The 19,752-nt window shown below is 36.6% G+C and carries 11 protein-coding genes and 3 tRNA genes; all 14 read left to right on the plus strand.

All coding sequences use genetic code 11. The features are described from left to right. The first annotated feature begins 14 nt into the window (after positions 1-14). The 14 genes from tilS (at position 15) to rpoC (ending at position 19,744) form a co-directional block, all read left to right on the plus strand. The gene (gene tilS, locus ACTHPI_RS07960) at positions 15-1,274 is read left to right on the plus strand and encodes a tRNA lysidine(34) synthetase TilS (RefSeq protein WP_445353629.1); all 1,260 of its coding nucleotides are present in this window, start codon (positions 15-17) and stop codon (positions 1,272-1,274) included. Positions 1,275-1,357: 83 nt separating this feature from the next. After that, positions 1,358-3,496, plus strand: coding sequence for an ATP-dependent zinc metalloprotease FtsH (gene ftsH, locus ACTHPI_RS07965; RefSeq protein ID WP_445353630.1), 2,139 nt, complete (start codon positions 1,358-1,360; stop codon positions 3,494-3,496). 47 nt (positions 3,497-3,543) lie between these two features. Then, entirely contained in the window at positions 3,544-4,431 is an 888-nt protein-coding gene (hslO, locus tag ACTHPI_RS07970) for an Hsp33 family molecular chaperone HslO (protein ID WP_445353631.1), read from the plus strand. A 78-nt stretch (positions 4,432-4,509) separates the two neighbouring features. Then, positions 4,510-5,535 (plus strand): tRNA dihydrouridine synthase DusB, encoded by a 1,026-nt coding sequence (dusB, locus tag ACTHPI_RS07975; protein ID WP_445353632.1) that lies wholly within the window; start codon positions 4,510-4,512, stop codon positions 5,533-5,535. A 19-nt stretch (positions 5,536-5,554) separates the two neighbouring features. Further along, positions 5,555-7,096: a lysine--tRNA ligase gene (gene lysS, locus ACTHPI_RS07980; RefSeq protein WP_445353633.1), complete on the plus strand. Its 1,542-nt coding sequence runs from the start codon at positions 5,555-5,557 to the stop codon at positions 7,094-7,096. A 185-nt stretch (positions 7,097-7,281) separates the two neighbouring features. Further along, entirely contained in the window at positions 7,282-7,890 is a 609-nt protein-coding gene (locus ACTHPI_RS07985) for an SAP domain-containing protein (protein WP_445353634.1), read from the plus strand. A gap of 344 nt (positions 7,891-8,234) precedes the next feature. Further along, positions 8,235-8,306, plus strand: a tRNA-Gly gene (locus ACTHPI_RS07990). Between the two features lie 52 nt (positions 8,307-8,358). Then, on the plus strand, positions 8,359-8,844 hold the full coding sequence (locus ACTHPI_RS07995) for a GNAT family N-acetyltransferase (RefSeq protein WP_445353635.1): 486 nt from the start codon (positions 8,359-8,361) through the stop codon (positions 8,842-8,844). A gap of 19 nt (positions 8,845-8,863) precedes the next feature. Then, positions 8,864-8,935, plus strand: a tRNA-Gly gene (locus ACTHPI_RS08000). A gap of 39 nt (positions 8,936-8,974) precedes the next feature. Next, positions 8,975-9,048 (plus strand) — tRNA-Pro (locus ACTHPI_RS08005). A gap of 146 nt (positions 9,049-9,194) precedes the next feature. After that, positions 9,195-9,653 carry a GAF domain-containing protein gene (locus ACTHPI_RS08010; protein ID WP_445353636.1) on the plus strand — a complete coding sequence of 153 codons (459 nt, stop codon included), beginning with the start codon at positions 9,195-9,197 and terminating at the stop codon, positions 9,651-9,653. Between the two features lie 69 nt (positions 9,654-9,722). Next, positions 9,723-12,209 carry an ATP-dependent Clp protease ATP-binding subunit gene (locus ACTHPI_RS08015; RefSeq protein WP_445353637.1) on the plus strand — a complete coding sequence of 829 codons (2,487 nt, stop codon included), beginning with the start codon at positions 9,723-9,725 and terminating at the stop codon, positions 12,207-12,209. A gap of 221 nt (positions 12,210-12,430) precedes the next feature. Then, a complete protein-coding gene (gene rpoB, locus ACTHPI_RS08020) occupies positions 12,431-16,063 on the plus strand; it encodes a DNA-directed RNA polymerase subunit beta (protein WP_445353638.1) in 3,633 nt (1,210 codons plus the stop codon). 15 nt (positions 16,064-16,078) lie between these two features. Further along, entirely contained in the window at positions 16,079-19,744 is a 3,666-nt protein-coding gene (rpoC, locus tag ACTHPI_RS08025) for a DNA-directed RNA polymerase subunit beta' (protein WP_445353639.1), read from the plus strand. The last annotated feature ends 8 nt before the right edge of the window (positions 19,745-19,752 follow it).

Genomic DNA, 19,752 nt, shown 5'->3' on the forward strand with positions numbered 1-19,752 from the left:
TTTTTCTTAGAGAAATGAAGATAGAACAATTTTTTAAAAATAATCACATTAAACTCAATAAACAAACTTTAGTAGTAGCTGCAAGTGCGGGGCCAGATTCAATGGCACTTTTAAAAATGCTTGCCGAATTGCGTCTTAAATATCAGATACGACTAATTGCGGCTCATTTTGATCATCAATTGCGAAGTGATTCAGAAAATGAAAGTATTTTATTAGAAGAGTTTTGCCAAAGAGAAAATATTGAACTGGTAATAAAAAAATGGGAAACTCCTGTAATGGGTGCTGGTTCAGAAGCGGCTGCAAGAAATGCCCGATATAAATTTTTAACAGAAGTAGCAAAGAATAATCGAGCGTCATATTTACTTACGGCTCATCATGGGGATGATTTAATTGAGAATATTTTGCTTAAATTTATTCGTTCTGGAAACCCCAGTGAGATGAACAGTCTTCAAGAAATTGGAAAAATGAATGGAGTAACTTTATTAAGGCCTTTATTTAATTTTGAAAAGCAGGAATTGATTGCATATGATCAAAAATTGAAAATAGATTATATAGTTGACTCTACCAATAATGAAGATGCGGTCTTGCGTAATAGGCTTCGACATCATGTAGTTCCTTTGCTTAAACAAGAAAATAATAATTTGGTGGAAAATGCAGTTCGGTTTAGTCATCAAATGAGATCTTTATCAAACTTGGCTGCAGAAAGATTTGCTGGGATTTCAGTTCATTCTTTTCTGGATGTTGCTTATCGAGTAAAAGTTTCAGATATTGAAGAATTATCAGTTGCAGAAAAAACAAAGTTTTGGCAAGAAGTAATATGGAAAAAATATCACCGTCGTGTTAATGAAAATTTAGGTAATTATGAAATAGAACTGTATCAAGGTTATTATTATCTTTTTTCTAATAAAATTAAAAATTTAGTATTTCCAAGTCAAAAAGTAGAAATAGATAAAAAATTTATTTTTCGCAACGAGCTGTTTTTGTTAACAACAACTAAGAAAAACGCTTATACTTTAGTTGATGATTTTTGGGCACGACGAGCTAATTTTACTGCAGGAAGTTTGACTAAAGGAGCAAAATTGCGCCTTCAAAATGGTCAACATGTAAAAAGTAAAAAGAAGTTTGCTCAAGCAGCAATTCCTAATTCGTTAAGGTCACTTTGTTTAACTATTTATCAAGATGAAGAACCAATTTTTGTAGAGAAAACTTATCAAAGTCAGGAAAAATCTGCTAAACTGTCCCATTATTATCTGTATCAATTAAAAAAAGCATAAGTTCCTCTAAAAAATTAGAGCAAAAGCACTTTTTGTGTTAAACTTTTAATCGTATATATTTAGAAACTTTGCGGAGGTTTTTTATGAAGAATAACCGGAATCGGCTATTATCAAATGGCCTGTTCTACATAGTTGTGTTCCTTCTGCTCCTATGGGGAATCAACTGGGCACTCGGCGGAAATAACAATAGTGGAGGTAGCGAAAACATCAGCTACTCTGAATTTGTGAAAGATTTACGCCAAGGCAAAGTTAAAAACTTTAGTGTTCAACCTGCAAATGGAGTTTATACTGTTTCAGGTAGCTATAAGAAAGCACAGAAGACTAAGAGTCAACAAAGTAACAGCTTTGATTTCTTTAATGGAAGTTCTAGCAAAGATGTTACGCGTTTTTCAACAACGATGCTTCAAAATGACTCTAGTGTAAGTACTGTGCAAACTTTGGCACAACAAAATAATGCTCGGATGACTACACAAGGAGAATCACAATCTGGTAATTGGATTTCAACAATTGTTATGATTGTGCCAACTATTTTATTTATTGTCATGTTATGGATGATGATGAATCAAAGTGGTGCTGGACGTGGAAACGGCGGAATTATGAACTTTGGTCGTTCACACGTTAAGCCAGAAGATCCTTCTAAGAATAAGGTTCGTTTCTCTGACGTAGCCGGTGAAGAAGAAGAAAAACAAGAATTAGTTGAAGTTGTAGAATTTTTGAAAAATCCTGCAAAATATACTAAGTTAGGTGCTAGAATTCCATCTGGGGTATTGCTTGAGGGTCCTCCTGGTACTGGTAAGACACTTTTAGCAAGAGCCGTAGCTGGTGAAGCAAATGTGCCATTTTATTCAATTTCAGGTTCAGACTTTGTTGAAATGTTCGTCGGTGTTGGTGCAAGTCGTGTACGTGACTTGTTCTCCAATGCTAAGAAGAATGCTCCAAGTATCATCTTTATTGATGAAATTGATGCCATTGGTCGTAGACGTGGTAATGGTATGGGCGGCGGAAATGATGAACGTGAACAAACTTTAAACCAATTGTTGGTTGAAATGGATGGTTTTGAAGGTGATGAAGGTGTTATCGTCATTGCCGCAACTAACCGTTCTGATGTTTTAGACCCTGCTTTGATGCGTCCAGGTCGTTTTGACCGTAAAGTCTTAGTAGGTCGTCCTGATGTTCGCGGTCGTGAAGCTATCTTAAAAGTTCACGCACGTAATAAGCCTTTAGCTCCTGATGTTGATTTAAAGGAAGTTGCTCGTCAAACTCCAGGCTTTGTAGGTGCAGATCTTGCCAATGTTTTGAATGAAGCGGCATTAGTAGCTGCTCGTAGAAATGGTACAGAAATTACTGCATCTGATATTGATGAAGCTGAAGATCGTGTAATTGCTGGTCCTGCTAAGAAAGACCGTTTGATTTCTGAAAAGGAACGTCGTCGTGTTGCTTTCCACGAAGCGGGTCACTCTATTTGTGGTTTAGTATTAAGTGATTCACGTACTGTACGTAAAGTTACTATCGTTCCACGTGGTCGTGCTGGTGGATACAATATTATGCTTCCAAAAGATGACCAATTCATCCTTACTAAGAACCAATTGTTTGAACAAATTGTTGGTTTAATGGGTGGTCGTGCTGGTGAAGAAGCAACTATTGGTGACAAATCAACGGGAGCTTCCAATGACTTTGAACAAGCAACTCAAATTGCTCATAGCATGGTTGTAAACTATGGTATGACTGAGTCATTAGGTATGGTTGAGCTGGAAAAAGAAGGCGAATCTAATCCTTATGGTATGAAGCCTTATAGTGAAGCAACTGCTGCTAAAATTGATGAAGCTGTAAAGCAAATTTTAGATAAAGCTCATGCTAAAGCTCTTGAAATAGTTGAAAGCAATCGTGATAAGCACCGTATTATTGCGGAAGCACTTCTTAAGTATGAAACTTTAAACGAAAAGCAGATTATGTCTTTATTTAAGACTGGTAAAATGCCAGAAAAAGATGAAGATGAATATCCTAGTGAAAGCAAAGCTTCAACATATGAAGAAGCAAAGGCTGCTGCTGAAAAAAGAGAAGTTTTGAAGGCTGAGCAAAAAGACGATTCAGAAAGTACTGATGAAGAATCTAAAAAAGAGTTAAATACTCCATCAGAAAAAGAAATAGCTAAGTCTGAAGATTCAGAAAATAAAGTAGATAAGCCCGTACAGGATGATTCTAAGTCTGATGATAACAACTAAACAAATAGGGCCAAGTAGGCTCTATTTTTTAGTTATAGGAGAAATTTATGAACGATTATTTAGTAAAAGCAATTGATAAAACAAAAAACTTAAGACTATTAACGGTGAATGCTAAAGACATGGTAGCAGAAACTCAAAAGCGTCATGATACATGGTCTGCTTCTTCTGCTGTTTTGGGCAGAACCTTAATTGGAGGACTTTTATTAGCTGCTGCTGGTTTAACTGGGGAAGAAGAATTAACAGTTCGTCTTTTAGGTAATGGACCAGTTGGTGCAACTATTGTAACTGCTAAAGCAGACTATACAGCAAAAGGCTATGTTCAAAATCCTCACATTGCTCTTCCTGCAAAAAGTGATGGTCATATTAATGTTAAAAAAGCAGTTGGACAAGGTTGGTTTGAAGTTACTAAAGATTTAGGACTAAAGGAACCATACACGGGTCAAGTTCCAATTGTCTCTGGTGAAATCGCTGAAGACTTTACTTACTATCTAACTAAATCTGAACAAATTCCATCGGCAGTGGGGCTTTCTGTTTTTGTCAATCCTAATAATACAATTGGTGCAGCTGGTGGCTTCATGCTTCAAGCTCTTCCTGGAGCTAGTGATGAGTTGATTGATAGAACTGTTAAAAGAATTAATGCTCTTCCACAACTTTCTAGTGCGTTTTTAGATGGGATGACACCAGAAGATTTAGCACGTAAAATTTTAGGAACTGATTGTAAGATTCTTGAAAAACAGGATGTTCATTATGCTTGTGATTGTTCAAAGGAAAAATATGCTGAAATTTTGGCTACTTTGAAAACTTCCCAACTTAATGACATGATTAATAAAGATCATGGTGCAGAATTAACTTGCAATTTCTGTGGGGATAAATACCATTACAGTGAAGATGAATTAAAAGAAATTTTGACAAAGAAAGATAATCAAAAAGATTAATTTTTCTCTTAAAAGTCCCTTATGGTTTGCCATGACGGGCTTTTTTGTTATTATAGAGATATTTGAAAGGATGATTTGGTGGATAATAGCTGGAAAATTCGCGATATCACCATTCCTAATCGAGTTGTTGTTGCACCAATGGCTGGAGTTTCTAACTCTGCGTTTAGATTGGTCTGCAAGGAATTCGGTGCAGGATTGGTAGTATGTGAGATGATTTCTGATCATGGAATCATTTATAGAAATAAAAAAACACTTAGAATGATGGAAGTGGATCCGCGTGAGCACCCGGTAAGTATTCAGATTTTTGGTGGAACTGAAGAAACGTTGTTAGAGGCAGCTCGTTATGTTGATCAAAATACTGATGCCGATATTATTGACATTAATATGGGATGTCCAGTTCCAAAAGTTACGAAAACCGATGCTGGAAGCAAGTGGCTGCTTGATTCAAATAAAATTTATCAAATGGTACATGCAGTTGTCCAAAATGTAGAAAAGCCAGTTACTGTTAAGATGAGAATTGGCTGGGATAGAAAGCATATTTTTGCAGTAGAAAATGCCTTAGCTGCTCAAGAAGCTGGTGCTTCAATGATTGCAATGCATGGTAGAACTCGTAAGCAAATGTATCAAGGTGAAGCTGATTGGGAGACACTACATGATGTTGCTCAAGTGCTTGATGTCCCATTTGTAGCAAATGGTGACATAACTACTCCAGAACTTGCCAAAAAGGCACTAGACGAAATTGGTTCTACTGCTGTAATGGTAGGTAGAGCAGCACTTGGTAATCCTTGGATTTTGAAAGATATGACTCATTATCTTGAAACCGGAGAAAAATTAAGACCTCAAACTGTACGTGAACGTGTAGAAACTGCTGAACATCAGCTTGATGGTCTGGTAAAATTAAAGGGTGAAAAGATTGCTGTTCCGGAATTTCGCCAGCAAGCTGCATATTATTTAAAGGGAATTCCCCGTTCAGCTCGTACTCGTGCTAAAATAAATGAAGTCTGGACACGTCAAGAAGTGTATGATTTGCTTGATAATTTTGTAGATGAATATGAAAAACGTCAAGCTGAAAAACTTTCAAGACGTGAAGCAATGGACAAGTAAAAGATGGAGGAATAATCAATTGGCAAAAAAAGAAATGAATGACCAATTAATCGCTCGTCGTACTAAGATGGACGAAATGCGTGAAAATGGAATTGAACCTTTTGGCGTAAGAAAGTTTGATCGTCAAGACTTAGCTCGCACTTTAGATGAAAAGTACAGTAACGAAGATAAAGATGAATTAAATGCTGATATGCCTATGACCAAGATTGCAGGTCGTATGCTTGCAAAGCGTGGTAAGGGTAAGGTTGGTTTTGCTGATCTTTATGACCGTACTGGTAAGATTCAAATCTACGTACGTAAGGATATTGTTGGCGAAGATAACTACAAGATTTTTAAGAAGTCAGATATTGGTGACTTCTTAGGAATTGATGGTGAAGTTATGAAGACTGATACTGGTGAGTTAACCATTCGTGCAACTCACGTAACTTTCTTATCAAAGGCACTTCGTCCACTTCCTGATAAGTACCACGGTTTAAAGGATGTTGAACAAATTTATCGTCAACGTTACTTGGACCTTATCACTAATCGTGAAAGCTACATGCGTTTTGTTCACCGTACTCAAATTATTCAAGCAATCCGTAAGTACTTGAATGACCGTGACTTCTTAGAAGTTGAAACTCCAGTACTTCACAATATTCCAGGTGGTGCTGAAGCTCGTCCATTTATTACTCACCACAATGCTTTGGATATTAACCTTTACATGAGAATTGCTTTGGAACTTCCATTAAAGCGTCTTATTGTTGGTGGTATGGAAAGAGTTTATGAAATTGGTCGTGTATTCCGTAATGAAGGTGTTGACACTCGTCACAACCCTGAATTTACTGAACTTGAAACTTATGCAGCTTACTGGGACTTCCATGATGTAATGGATGAAGCAGAAGGTATCATTAAGGCTGCTGCAAAGGTTGTAACTGATGATGGTAAGGTTAACTACCAAGGTACTGAAATTGATCTTGGTAAGCCATTCCGCCGTGTTCACATGGTTGATATTATCAAGGAACAAACTGGTGTAGACTTCTGGAAGCCAATGACACTCGAAGAAGCTAAGAAGGTTGCTGAAGAACATGGAATCCATGTTGAACCATTCTGGAAGGTTGGTCACATTATTAATGCCTTCTTTGAAGAATTTGGTGAAAAGTCAATTGTTGACCCAACATTTGTATATGGTCACCCAGTTGAAGTTTCTCCACTTGCTAAGAAGAATGCAGATGATCCAAGATTTACTGATCGTTTCGAAATCTTCATTATGGGTACTGAATATGGTAATGCCTTTAGTGAATTGAACGATCCAGATGACCAACGTGGTCGTTTTGAAGCACAAATGGCAGAAAGAGAAGCTGGTAACGATGAAGCTGATATGATTGATGAAGATTATCTTCGTGCAATGGAATTCGGTATGCCACCAACAGGTGGACTTGGAATCGGTATTGACCGTTTGGTAATGCTCTTAACTGACGCTCCAGCCATTCGTGATGTACTTCTCTTCCCAACAATGCGTCCTGAAAAGGTTGAAGACATTGATGCAGAAGTACAAGCTGATTTAGAAAAGAAAAATAAGTAATTTGGCTTTTGGCTAAATTAAATAGAGCTCTACATTCATATTGAGAGATATGGGTGTGGAGCTTTTTTGGTGGTAAAATTATTAAGTAGTTATTCTGGGAGAATAATATAGATTTAATTGCTGTTTTTATTTGTGATTGTCCTATAGAAATATTTTAAATTAAGATTGAACTGGTAGTAATTAAGATGATTAATATAACAAAAGAAAATTTGCAAAGTAATTATTGGTATAAAGAAGATTTGCAAAAATTTTGTAGAGAAAAAAGTCTGCCAACTTATGGTACAAAAGCAGAATTGCTTTTATATATTGAAAAGTATTTCAATAAAGTTCCTCTTAAAAAAATAACTCCACTCAGGACTCAGAAAAAGAAAGGTACTTTAAAATGGTATCAAATGAGTGTAAACACAAAATTATTAAATACAGGTTTTGCTCTAAATAATGAAGCTAGAAAATTTTTTCAACATTACTTTAATGTAGAGAAATTTTATTTTAGAAAAAATATGGCAGTAAAATTAAGAGAAGTTGAAACTTTTAATGACTCTAATGCTACAATTCAAGATTTAATAGATGCTTATTTAGATTTAACTCAAATCAAAAACTCAGAAGAAAAAACATATGAATGGAATCATTTTGTTAGAGACTTTTTAAGTGATATACACTCTAAGCAGTTTCGTTCAAAAATGAAAGTGGCTTCGATTCTATGGAACGAAATAAAACAAAACAATGAAGAAAAAAAGTATGATTCTGATTTAATAATTAAATATCAAGATAAAATTAAGAGGTATAAAAAATAAATTATTACAGAATGATGACCATTATTAGTTTTTTATTTCTGTAACTGTTTTATTGATTAATTTTTTAGGGAAAATATTGTCAATGCATTAGGGATGAAATTAACCTTAATCTTTGTATTGGCGTTCATGATATAATACAAGTAGTTTGTATTAGAGGAATGTTCCTTTTTAATATTTAAGATAAAATCAGGCAAAGTTGGTCACTTAGCCCGTCGTCGACGTTTGGTGCAGTTCTGAATTCTTTGAAATTCATGAACTGCTTTTTCATAAAAAATAAAAAATATTTTTTAAAAAAGTTCTTGCATTTCTACATGATTCATGTATAATAATATCTGTTGAGAAATGCGGAAGTAGTTCAGTGGTAGAACACGACCTTGCCATGGTCGGGGTCGCGGGTTCGAATCCCGTCTTCCGCTCTAAGATAGAGCTCGTCAGTAGGACGAGCTTTTTTGTTGCTTAAGGATGAAAATGCTTATTAGAAAATACCAATCAAGTGATTGCCAAAAAGTTATAGAATTGTTTTATGATACAGTCCACACAATTAATGCTCTAGATTATAATAAAGAGCAATTGTTTGCATGGGCACCCAAAGAAGCAAACTTAAATAAGTGGAATCAATCTTTAATGAACAATTGTTGCTTAGTTGCGGAAATGGATAATCAAATTGTAGGTTTTGGTGATATTAGCACTGGTGGATATTTAGATCATTTATTTGTTCATAAAGATTTTCAAGGTCTAGGAATTGCTTCAAATCTCTGTAATAAGTTAGAGAGCATACCTTCAAAACAAATTACAACTCACGCTTCAATTACTGCAAAGCCATTTTTTAAAAAAAGGGGATACAAGGTTATTAAGAAGCAAACTGTAGTTAGAAATAAAATTGAGCTTGTAAATTATGTAATGAGAAAAAATAATTTAAAAAAACACTTGCATAATACTTCGACTCATGTATAATAATATTTGTTGATGAAACGCGGAAGTAGTTCAGTGGTAGAACATCACCTTGCCATGGTGGGGGTCGCGGGTTCGAATCCCGTCTTCCGCTCTAAGATAAAGCTCGCCACCCGGCGAGTTTTTTTGTATTCGGGATATAGCTCAGTTTGGTAGAGCGCTACGTTCGGGACGTAGAGGTCGCAAGTTCAAATCTTGTTGTCCCGATAATGAAAGGAGGACGAGTTGTCCTCTTTTTGTTTTTTTAAATTGCATAGTAGTGATTTTTATTTTAAAATATAACTTACAAAAAATTAGTAAGTTGGATAAAGAACAGCTTTATGTTATGATGGCAAAAACATAAGGAGGTAATTATGGCAGCAGAAACTAAAGAAAATTATGAGTTGTTGACTCAACAAGCTAAAGCATTAGTAACCGGGGAAGATGATTGGGTTGCAAATACTGCTAATGTTTCGGCACTTTTGTTTAATTCGCTTAAAAATGTAAATTTTGCGGGAGTTTATCGCATAAAAAATGGTGAGTTGCTTCTGGGACCATTTCAAGGTCAGCCTGCTTGTGTTCATATTCCACTTGGAAAAGGAGTTTGCGGAACTACTGCTCAAGTGCAAAAAACGCAAATTGTAAAAAATGTCCATGATTTTTCAGGACATATTGCTTGTGACAGTAGAACTAATTCTGAAATTGTGGTCCCAATTTTTAAAGATAAAGTCCTATGGGGCGTATATGACTTTGATTCAACTGAATTTGAAAATTTTGATAAAACTGATCAAAAATATTTAGAAAAAATTGCAGAGATAATTTTTAACCATTAGTGCAAAATGTTTTACATTAATCTATGGAGCAATTAAAATTATTGACGATTATTTAAGGGTGGTGTTTAGATGGAAAATTCTTACAGTAAAAGTGCTAATCAAGTAATGGAAATTGCGCGTGAACAAGCTCAAAGTTTCCATCACCGTTTAGTAGGTACAGAGCATGTGTTGTTGGCATTAGTGATTGAGTCTGATGGAGATGCAGGTAAACTCCTTCGTTCTTGGAACTTAACTCCAACTGCAGTTCGTGAAGAAATTGAACGTTATACCGGTTATGGTTCTGCAGCTAATGATAGTTTTATGGAATTTTCTCCAAGATTGAATTTAGCATTGGACTTTGCTAAAAGAGCAGCTAGTGATGGTGGTTATACAGAGATTCAAACAAGCCATATTTTGCTTGGACTTATTGCTAGTGAGCAAGTTTTATCATCTATGATTTTGAAGAATTTAAATGTTGATAAAGATAGATTGCGCCAAGATATTGAAGATAATTTGAATCAGTCTAGAAACTTTGCTGATATGTCTAACTGGCAATCTTCAAGTCAATCTAATTCTAGTCAACCTAAGCAAAAGCAAAGCACTACGCCAAATCTTGATAATGTTGCAGTTAACTTGAATGAACGTGCAAAGCAAGGTGCAATTGATCCAGTAATTGGTCGAGATAAAGAAATTGACCGTGTGATTCAAATTTTATCTCGTAGAACTAAAAATAATCCGGTTTTAATTGGTGAACCTGGTGTTGGTAAAACAGCAGTAGCTCAAGCAATTGCTACCGAAATTGTAAATAAAAATGTTCCTGATGATTTACTTAATAAAAGAGTAATGTCACTTGACTTGGGAAGTTTAGTTGCAGGAACTAAGTATCGTGGTGAGTTTGAAGATCGTGTTAAAAAAATCGTCAAAGAAATCACTAAAGATGGTAAAGTTATTCTCTTTGTCGATGAAATGCATACTTTAATTGGTGCAGGTGGTGCAGAAGGATCAATTGATGCTGCTAATATTTTAAAGCCGTCTCTAGCACGTGGTGATATTCAAATGATTGGTGCAACTACATATGATGAATATCAAAAATATGTTGAAAAAGATCAAGCTTTAGCTCGTCGTTTCCAACAAGTTCGCTTAGATGAACCAACTAAAGAAGATACAATGCATATTTTGGAAGGGTTAAAGCCAAAATATGAAAAATTCCACCATGTAACAATTTCAGAAGCAGCTTTAAAAGATGCGATTGATTTATCAACTCGTTACATTGCTAATCGTTATTTACCAGATAAGGCAATTGACTTAGTTGATGAGGCTAGTGCAGCAGTTAAGATTGATAATAATTTGGGCTCTAATGATGGTTTGAATCAAATTAATGAACAAATCAAAAAAATTATTGATCAAAAAAATGAAGCAGCCGCAACTCAAAATTTTGTTGAAGCCGCTAAATTGCAGGATAGACAAAATAGTTTACAAGCTCAACGTGAAAATATGACTGATAAAATTCAAGAAGAAGTTAGTCGTACCGCAATTGTTGGGCCAGAAGATATTGCTAAGGTTGTTTCAAGTTGGACTGGTGTACCTGTAACTCAGATGAAGCGTAATGAAACTAAGCAATTGGCAAACCTTGAAAAGACTTTACATAATCGTGTGATTGGTCAATCAAAGGCAGTTTCAGCGGTTTCTCGTGCAATTAGAAGAAGTCGTAGTGGAATCAAAGATGAAAATCGTCCTATTGGTTCATTCTTATTCTTAGGACCAACTGGCGTGGGTAAAACTGAACTTGCTAAAGCTGTAGCTAGTGCAATGTTTGGTTCAGAAGATAACCTTATTAGAGTAGATATGTCAGAATACATGGACCAAATTGCTTCAAGTAAATTAATTGGTTCAGCTCCAGGTTATGTAGGTTATGAAGAAGGCGGACAGCTTTCTGAACAAGTTCGTCGTCATCCTTATTCAGTCGTTTTGCTTGATGAAGTTGAAAAAGCACACCCAGATGTCTTTAATTTACTTTTGCAAGTGCTTGATGATGGATTTTTGACAGATTCAAAAGGACGCAAAGTTGATTTTAGAAATACGATTATTATTATGACTTCTAACTTAGGTTCACGCAGTATTTTTGATACTAATCAGGTTGGTTTTGCTGCTGATAATGAAAGTCAAGTCAAGATGCGTCAAGACAAAGTTCGTCAAGCTCTTAAGCAATTCTTCCGTCCAGAATTTTTAAATAGAATAGATGAGACTATTATTTTTGATGAACTTAATAAAGAAGAACTTCGTCAAATTGTAACTCTTCTTACTCATAAGCTTGTTGAGCGTTTGGCTAAGCGTGGGATTACTCTGAAATTGTCACGTGCAGCTCTTGATAAAATTGCCGAAGATGGTTATGATCCAGAAATGGGTGCTCGTCCATTGAGACGTGCAATTCAAAGTGATATTGAAGATAAAATCGCTTCTCTTTTGATAAGTGGTGAGCTTCATGCAGGTACAACTTTAAAGGTTGGAGCCAGCCACGGAAAATTAAAATTTGAAATCGTAAATAAAACTAAGAAAGAATTAGTTACTAGTAAGTAATTGAAAGTTTTTAATATTGACAAAAAGCTCAAAATGCGGTATATTAGTTGCTGATTTAAAAGGCTGAAGTTCAGGATTTTGCTGATATATTGTCCAGCAAAATGATAATGACAAAAACGACAATCGTTGTTTTTGTCTTTTTTATGCCCAAATTTGCAGCTTTTTGATTTTGTAACAGAAATGTAATATTTTGCTTTCTCTAACAGAAAGGATGTTTTTCCTTGTTAAATGGACACGTAGTGAATTACGGTAAGCATCGTACAAGACGTAGCTTTTCAAGAATTAAAGAAGTTCTTAAATTGCCTAACTTGACAGATGTACAAACCGAATCATATAAGTGGTTTCTCGATGAAGGTATCAAAGAAGTTTTTGATGATATTATGCCAATTGGTGACTTCTCAGGTAAGTTATCATTAGAATATGTTGGTTATAAGCTTCAAGAACCTAAGTATACTGTCGATGAAGCCCGCGATCATGATGCAACTTATGCAGCACCAATGCATGTAACTTTAAAGTTAACTAACCAAGAAACTGGTGAAATCAAAACTCAAGACGTCTTTTTTGGCGATCTTCCTTTGATGACTGAATCTGGTTCTTTCATTATTAATGGTGCTGAAAGAGTTATTGTTTCTCAATTAGTAAGATCTCCTGGTGTATATTACTCAGGCGATTATGATAAAAATGGCCGTCAAATTTTTGGTACCACTGTTATTCCTAACCGTGGTGCATGGCTTGAATATGAAACTGATGCTAAGGATATTGCTTACGTTCGTGTAGACCGTACTCGTAAGCTTCCATTGAGCGTTCTTATTAGAGCTATGGGTATCGGTTCAGACAGTGACATTTTAGAAATGTTTGGCCAAAGTGATAGTTTGCAATTTACTTTGGATAAGGATGTTCATAAGAATCCTGCAGATTCACGTGTTGCTGAATCATTGAAAGATATCTATGAAAGACTTCGTCCAGGTGAACCAAAGACTACAGATTCTTCACGTTCACTTTTGTATGCAAGATTCTTTGACCCACGTCGCTACGATTTAGCTCCAGTTGGTCGTTACAAGATTAATAAGAAGCTTTCTCTTAAGAATCGTCTATATGGACAAACTTTAGCTGAAACTTTAGCGGATCCTGATACTGGTGAAATCATCGCTAAAAAGGGTACCATTGTAACTCATGAAGTAATGGATACTCTTGAAAAGTACTTAGACCGCGATGATTTTAAGATGGTAACTTATGAACCTTCTAAAGAAGGTGTATTACCAGATCCAATTACTGTACAAGAAATTAAGGTCTTTTCAAAGAAAGATCCAGAACGTATTGTTAAGTTAATGTCAAATGGTCACATCGCTGATGATGTTAAGCATTTAACACCAGCTGATGTTTTGGCATCAATTAACTACTTCTTTGTTCTTCAAGACGGTATTGGTTCAACTGATGATATCGATCACTTAGGTAATCGTAGAATTCGTCGTGTTGGTGAATTACTTCAAAACCAATTTAGAATTGGTTTAGCAAGAATGGAACGTGTTGTTCGTGAAAGAATGTCCATTCAAGATCCATCAACTGTTACTCCACAACAATTGATCAATATTCGTCCAATTGTTGCAAGTATCAAGGAATTCTTTGGTTCTTCACAACTTTCACAATTTATGGACCAACACAACCCACTTGGTGAATTGACTCACAAGCGTCGTATGTCAGCTTTAGGGCCTGGTGGTTTGACTCGTGACCGTGCAGGATATGAAGTTCGTGACGTTCACTATACTCACTATGGACGCCTATGTCCTATCGAAACTCCAGAAGGTCCTAACATCGGTTTGATCAACTCCTTGGCTTCATACGCAATTATTAATAAGTATGGTTTTATTGAAACTCCATACCGTCGTGTATCTTGGAAAGATCATAAAGTAACTGATAAGATCGATTACTTGACAGCAGATGTTGAAGATAATTATGTTGTTGCCGGAGCCGACGCACGTTTGAATGACGATGGTTCATTTAAGGATGATGTAGTTTTAGCTCGTTATAAGGATGATAACATCGAAGTTAGTCCAGATAAGATTGACTACATGGATGTTATTCCTAAGCAAGTTGTTTCTGTAGCTTCTGCATGTATTCCATTCCTTGAAAACGATGACTCTAACCGTGCTTTGATGGGAGCTAACCAGCAACGTCAGGCTGCTCCTTTAATTAATCCACACTCATCACTTGTTGGTACTGGTATGGAATATCGTGCTGCTCACGATTCAGGTGCAGCTATTATTGCTAAGTCTGCTGGTGTAGTTGAATACGTTGATGCAAATGAAATCCGTATTAGACGTGAAGATGGTACTTTAGATAAGTATGTTCTTGAAAAATACCGTCGTTCAAACAACTCTAAGTCATACAACCAAACACCAAATGTTAAATTAGGTGATCACGTTGATGAAAGTGATGTTATTGCTAATGGTCCTACTATGGATCATGGTGAATTGGCTCTTGGTCAAAATCCAGTTATTGCATTTATGACTTGGAACATGTACAACTACGAAGATGCCATCATGCTTTCAGAACGTCTTGTTAAGGATGATGTATATACTTCAATTAGTATTGAAGACTTTGAATCAGAAGCTCGTGATACTAAACTTGGACCTGAAGAAATTACTCGTGAACTTCCAAATGTAGGTGAAGATGCATTAAAGGATCTTGATGCAGAAGGTATTGTACGTATTGGTGCTGAAGTTCACGATGGTGATATTTTAGTAGGTAAAGTAACTCCAAAGGGTGTTACTGAACTTTCAGCAGAAGAAAGATTACTTCATGCAATCTTCGGTGAAAAAGCTCGTGAAGTTCGTGATACTTCACTTCGCGTACCTCACGGTGGTGGCGGTATCGTTCAAGATGTTAAGAAGTATACTCGTGAAGCTGGTGATGAATTATCTCCAGGTGTAAATACTATGGTTCGTGTTTACATTGCACAAAAGAGAAAGATTCAAGTTGGGGATAAGATGTCTGGTCGTCACGGTAACAAAGGTACTGTTGCGATGGTTGCTCCTGAAGAAGATATGCCATACTTACCGGATGGTACTCCAGTAGATATTTGTTTGAACCCAATGGGTGTGCCTTCACGTATGAACATTGGACAGCTTCTTGAACTTCACTTAGGTCGTGCAGCTAATGACTTAGGTATTCATGTTGCCACTCCTGTATTTGATGGTGCTTCTGAAGAAGATGTATGGGATACTGTACGTCAAGCTGGTGTTGATAAAGATGGTAAGACAGTTATTTATGATGGACGTACTGGTGAACCATTCCATAACCGTGTATCTGTAGGTATCATGCACTACTTGAAGCTTACTCACATGGTTGATGATAAGATTCACGCACGTTCAATTGGACCTTACTCACTTGTTACTCAACAACCACTTGGTGGTAAAGCACAGTTTGGTGGACAGCGTTTTGGTGAAATGGAAGTTTGGGCTCTTGAAGCTTATGGTGCAGCTTACACTCTTCAAGAAATTTTGACTTACAAGTCAGATGATGTTGTTGGTCGTGTTAAGGCATATGAAGCTATTGTTAAGGGCGAAAAGATTCCTAAGCCAGGTGTTCCAGAATCCTTCCGTGTTCTTGTTAAGGAACTTCAATCTCTTGGATTAGACATTCGAGTTCTTGATATGGATCATAAAGAAATTGAATTACGTGATATGGATAACGATTCAAATGAACATTTGAACATTGATACTTTGTCACGTATGGCAGAAGAACAACAAAAGAAGAAGTTAGCCGAAGAAACTACAAAGTCCGATGATAAAAAGTCTGCAGATACGCCAGAAGAAGCACCTGCAGATAAGTCCGATAAAAAGGTTTCTAAATAGTAGGAGGTTAAACTTTTGATCGACGTAAATAAGTTTGAAAGTATGCAAATTGGTCTTGCATCACCTAACAAGATCAGAAGCTGGTCATATGGTGAAGTTAAAAAGCCTGAGACCATCAACTATCGTACTTTGAAGCCAGAAAAAGATGGCTTGTTTGATGAAAGAATTTTTGGACCAACTAAAGATTGGTCATGTGCTTGTGGTAAGTACAAGGGTGTTAGATACCGTGGTATCGTTTGTGACCGTTGTGGGGTTGAAGTTACTTCTGCTAAGGTAAGAAGAGAACGTATGGGTCATATTGAACTTGCAGCTCCTGTAACTCATATTTGGTACTTTAAAGGTATTCCATCACGTATGGGGTTAGTTTTGGATATTTCTCCAAGACTTCTTGAAGAAGTTATTTACTTTGCTGCATACATTGTAATTGATCCAGGTGATACAGATTTAGAACCTAAGCAATTACTTACCGAAGCAGAATATCGCGAACAAAAAGCTAAATATGGTGACCGTTTTGAAGCTAAAATGGGTGCTGAAGCTATTCGCGAATTACTTAGAAAAGTAGATTTGGCTAAAGAAGTAGCTGATTTGAAGAAAGAACTTCAAACTGCTACTGGTCAAAAACGTACACGTGCAATTAGAAGATTAGATATTTTAGATGCATTTAAGAATTCTGGTAATAAACCAGAATGGATGGTGATGGATGCAGTTCCTGTAATTCCACCAGACCTTCGTCCAATGGTTCAACTTGAAGGTGGACGTTTTGCTACTTCTGATTTGAACGATTTATATAGACGTGTAATTAACCGTAACAATCGTTTGAAGAGATTGCTTGATTTGAACGCACCAAATATTATTGTTCAAAATGAAAAGCGTATGCTTCAAGAAGCAGTTGACGCTTTAATTGACAATGGTCGTCGTGGTCGTCCAGTTGTTGGACCAGGTAATCGTCCACTTAAGTCACTCTCTCATATGCTTAAGGGTAAGCAAGGACGTTTCCGTCAAAACTTGCTTGGTAAACGTGTTGACTACTCAGGACGTTCAGTTATTGACGTTTCACCAAAATTGAAATTTTATCAATGTGGTGTTCCACGTCCAATGGCACTTGAATTATTCAAGCCATTTGTTATGCATGAATTAGTTAAGCGTAAGATTGCATCTAACATTAAGAATGCTAAACGTAAGATTGATCGTGAAGATGATGATATTTGGGATGTACTTGAAGATGTTATTAAAGAACGTCCAGTTCTTTTGAACCGTGCACCTACTCTTCACCGTTTGAGTATCCAAGCATTTGAACCTGTTTTAGTACCAGGTAAATCAATCAGACTTCACCCACTTGCATGTGAAGCCTATAATGCCGACTTTGATGGTGACCAGATGGCCATTCACGTTCCATTATCTGATGAGGCTGTTGCAGAATCACGTTTACTTATGCTTGCAGCTCACCATATTTTGGCACCTAAGGATGGTAAGCCAATCGTAACTCCTTCACAGGATGTGGTATTGGGTAACTACTGGTTGACTCAAGCTGAAAAGGATCGTGAAGGTCAAGGTATGATCTTCAGTTCACCTGCAGAAGCTGCTGTAGCTTATGCTAACGGTGACATTCACTACCATACTATTATTGGTATGTCAGCTGATTCAATGCCAAACAAACCTTGGCCAGAAGGTAAGGAACATGGAATCTTCATTACTACTTATGGTAAGGTTGTATTCAATCAAATTTTCCCAGATGATTACTTCTACATTAATGAACCAACTGAGGAAAACTTAAATAATCCACTTGCTGCTAAGTACTTCTTAGAAGAAGGCGAAAACATTGATAAGAAGATTGATGATATTGCGCCTGATTTAATTGCAACACCATTTAAGAAAGACTTCTTATCAGATTCTATTGCAACAATCTATAAGTATTACAAGGTTCAAAGAACATCAGAATACTTGGATGACTTGAAAGAGTTAGGTTACACTAGTTCTACTATTTCAGGTATTACAATTGGTATGAACGATGTTCCAGAAATCACTGATAAGGATGAAAAGGTAGAAAAGGCCCACAAGCAAGTCGACGTTGTTTCTAAACAATTTAGACGTGGTCTTATCACTGAACAAGAACGTCACGATCGAGTAATTAGTATTTGGAATGCATGTAAAGATGAAGTTCAAAATGAAATTGCTCAAATTTACGATCCACGTAACCCAATCACCGTCATGGCTGACTCTGGTGCTCGTGGTAACATTTCAAACTTTACTCAGCTTGCTGGTATGCGTGGTTTGATGGCTACTCCTAACGGTGGTTTGTTCGAAATTCCTGTTACCTCAAACTTTAAAGAAGGTTTGTCAGTTCAAGAACTTTTCATGTCTACTCACGGTGCTCGTAAAGGTATGACCGATACTGCCTTGAAGACTGCTCAGTCGGGTTACCTTACTCGTCGTTTAGTTGATGTAGCTCAGGATGTTATTATCCGTGAAGATGACTGTGGTACTGATCGTGGTATTACTGTTCACTCTATCATGGAAGGCGATGAAATGATTGAACCACTCTTTGATCGTTTGGTTGGTCGTTTTACTGCTGAAACTGTTAAGGATCCTAAGACTGGTGAAGCTATCGTTGGTCCTGATGTTATGATGGATGAAAACATGGCTCACAAGATTGTTGATGCTGGTGTAACTCATGTTAAGATTCGTTCAATTTTGACTTGTGATACTCCACACGGTGTCTGCCGTAAGTGTTACGGTATGAACTTGGCTACTGGTGAAGAAGTTGAAGTCGGTGAAGCAGTAGGTACTGTTGCTGCTCAATCAATTGGTGAACCCGGTACTCAGCTTACTTTGAGAACTTTCCACAACGGTGGGGTTGCCGGTGCAGAAGATATTACTCAAGGTTTGCCTCGTGTTCAAGAATTGTTTGAAGCACGTAACCCTAAGGGTCGTTCAACTATCTCTGAAGTTGATGGTATTATTGATTCAATTCAAGAAAACCCAGCAGAACATACTCGTGAAATTACTGTTAAGGGTAAGATTGATACTAGAAGCTATAGCGTTCCTTATACTGCTTCTGTAGCAGTTAGCGAAGGCGATGAAGTTCATCGTGGTGACAAGTTGACTCTTGGTTCTGTTGATCCTAAGGAATTGATTCAAGTAACTGATACTTTAACTACTGAAAAGTATATCTTGGCTGAAGTACAAAAAGCATATAGAATGCAGGGTGTAGATATCGCTGATAAACACGTGGAAGTTTTGACTCGTCAAATGCTTCAAAAAGTACGTGTACTTGATCCAGGTGAAACTGATATCTTGCCAGGTGAAGTTATGGATATTGGTCAATTTAGAGACCGCAACAAGGAAGTTATCATTTCAGGTGGTATCCCAGCAACTGCTCAAAGTATTATTTTGGGTATTACTAAGGCTGCCCTTGAAACTAATAGTTTCTTGTCTGCTGCTTCATTCCAAGAAACTACTCGTGTTCTTACTGATGCTTCTATTAGAGGTAAAAACGATCCACTCCTTGGTCTTAAGGAAAACGTTATTATTGGTAAGATTATTCCAGCTGGTACAGGTATGCCTGTTTACCGTAGCATGGAACCACAAGCTGATTCTAAAAAACCTAAGTCTGTCTACTCAATTGCTGATATTGAAAAGAAGATGAAGGAAGAAGACGCAGCTAAAGAACCTAATGCTTAATTAAAAAA

It is taken from the genome of Lactobacillus sp. PSON (assembly GCF_052615405.1).

Coding starts and splice junctions, on each gene's coding strand:
- tilS (WP_445353629.1), top strand. CDS start 15: ATGAAGATAGAACAATTTTTTAAAAATAATCACATTAAACTCAATAAA.
- ftsH (WP_445353630.1), top strand. CDS start 1,358: ATGAAGAATAACCGGAATCGGCTATTATCAAATGGCCTGTTCTACATA.
- hslO (WP_445353631.1), top strand. CDS start 3,544: ATGAACGATTATTTAGTAAAAGCAATTGATAAAACAAAAAACTTAAGA.
- ACTHPI_RS07985 (WP_445353634.1), top strand. CDS start 7,282: ATGATTAATATAACAAAAGAAAATTTGCAAAGTAATTATTGGTATAAA.
- ACTHPI_RS07995 (WP_445353635.1), top strand. CDS start 8,359: ATGCTTATTAGAAAATACCAATCAAGTGATTGCCAAAAAGTTATAGAA.
- ACTHPI_RS08010 (WP_445353636.1), top strand. CDS start 9,195: ATGGCAGCAGAAACTAAAGAAAATTATGAGTTGTTGACTCAACAAGCT.
- ACTHPI_RS08015 (WP_445353637.1), top strand. CDS start 9,723: ATGGAAAATTCTTACAGTAAAAGTGCTAATCAAGTAATGGAAATTGCG.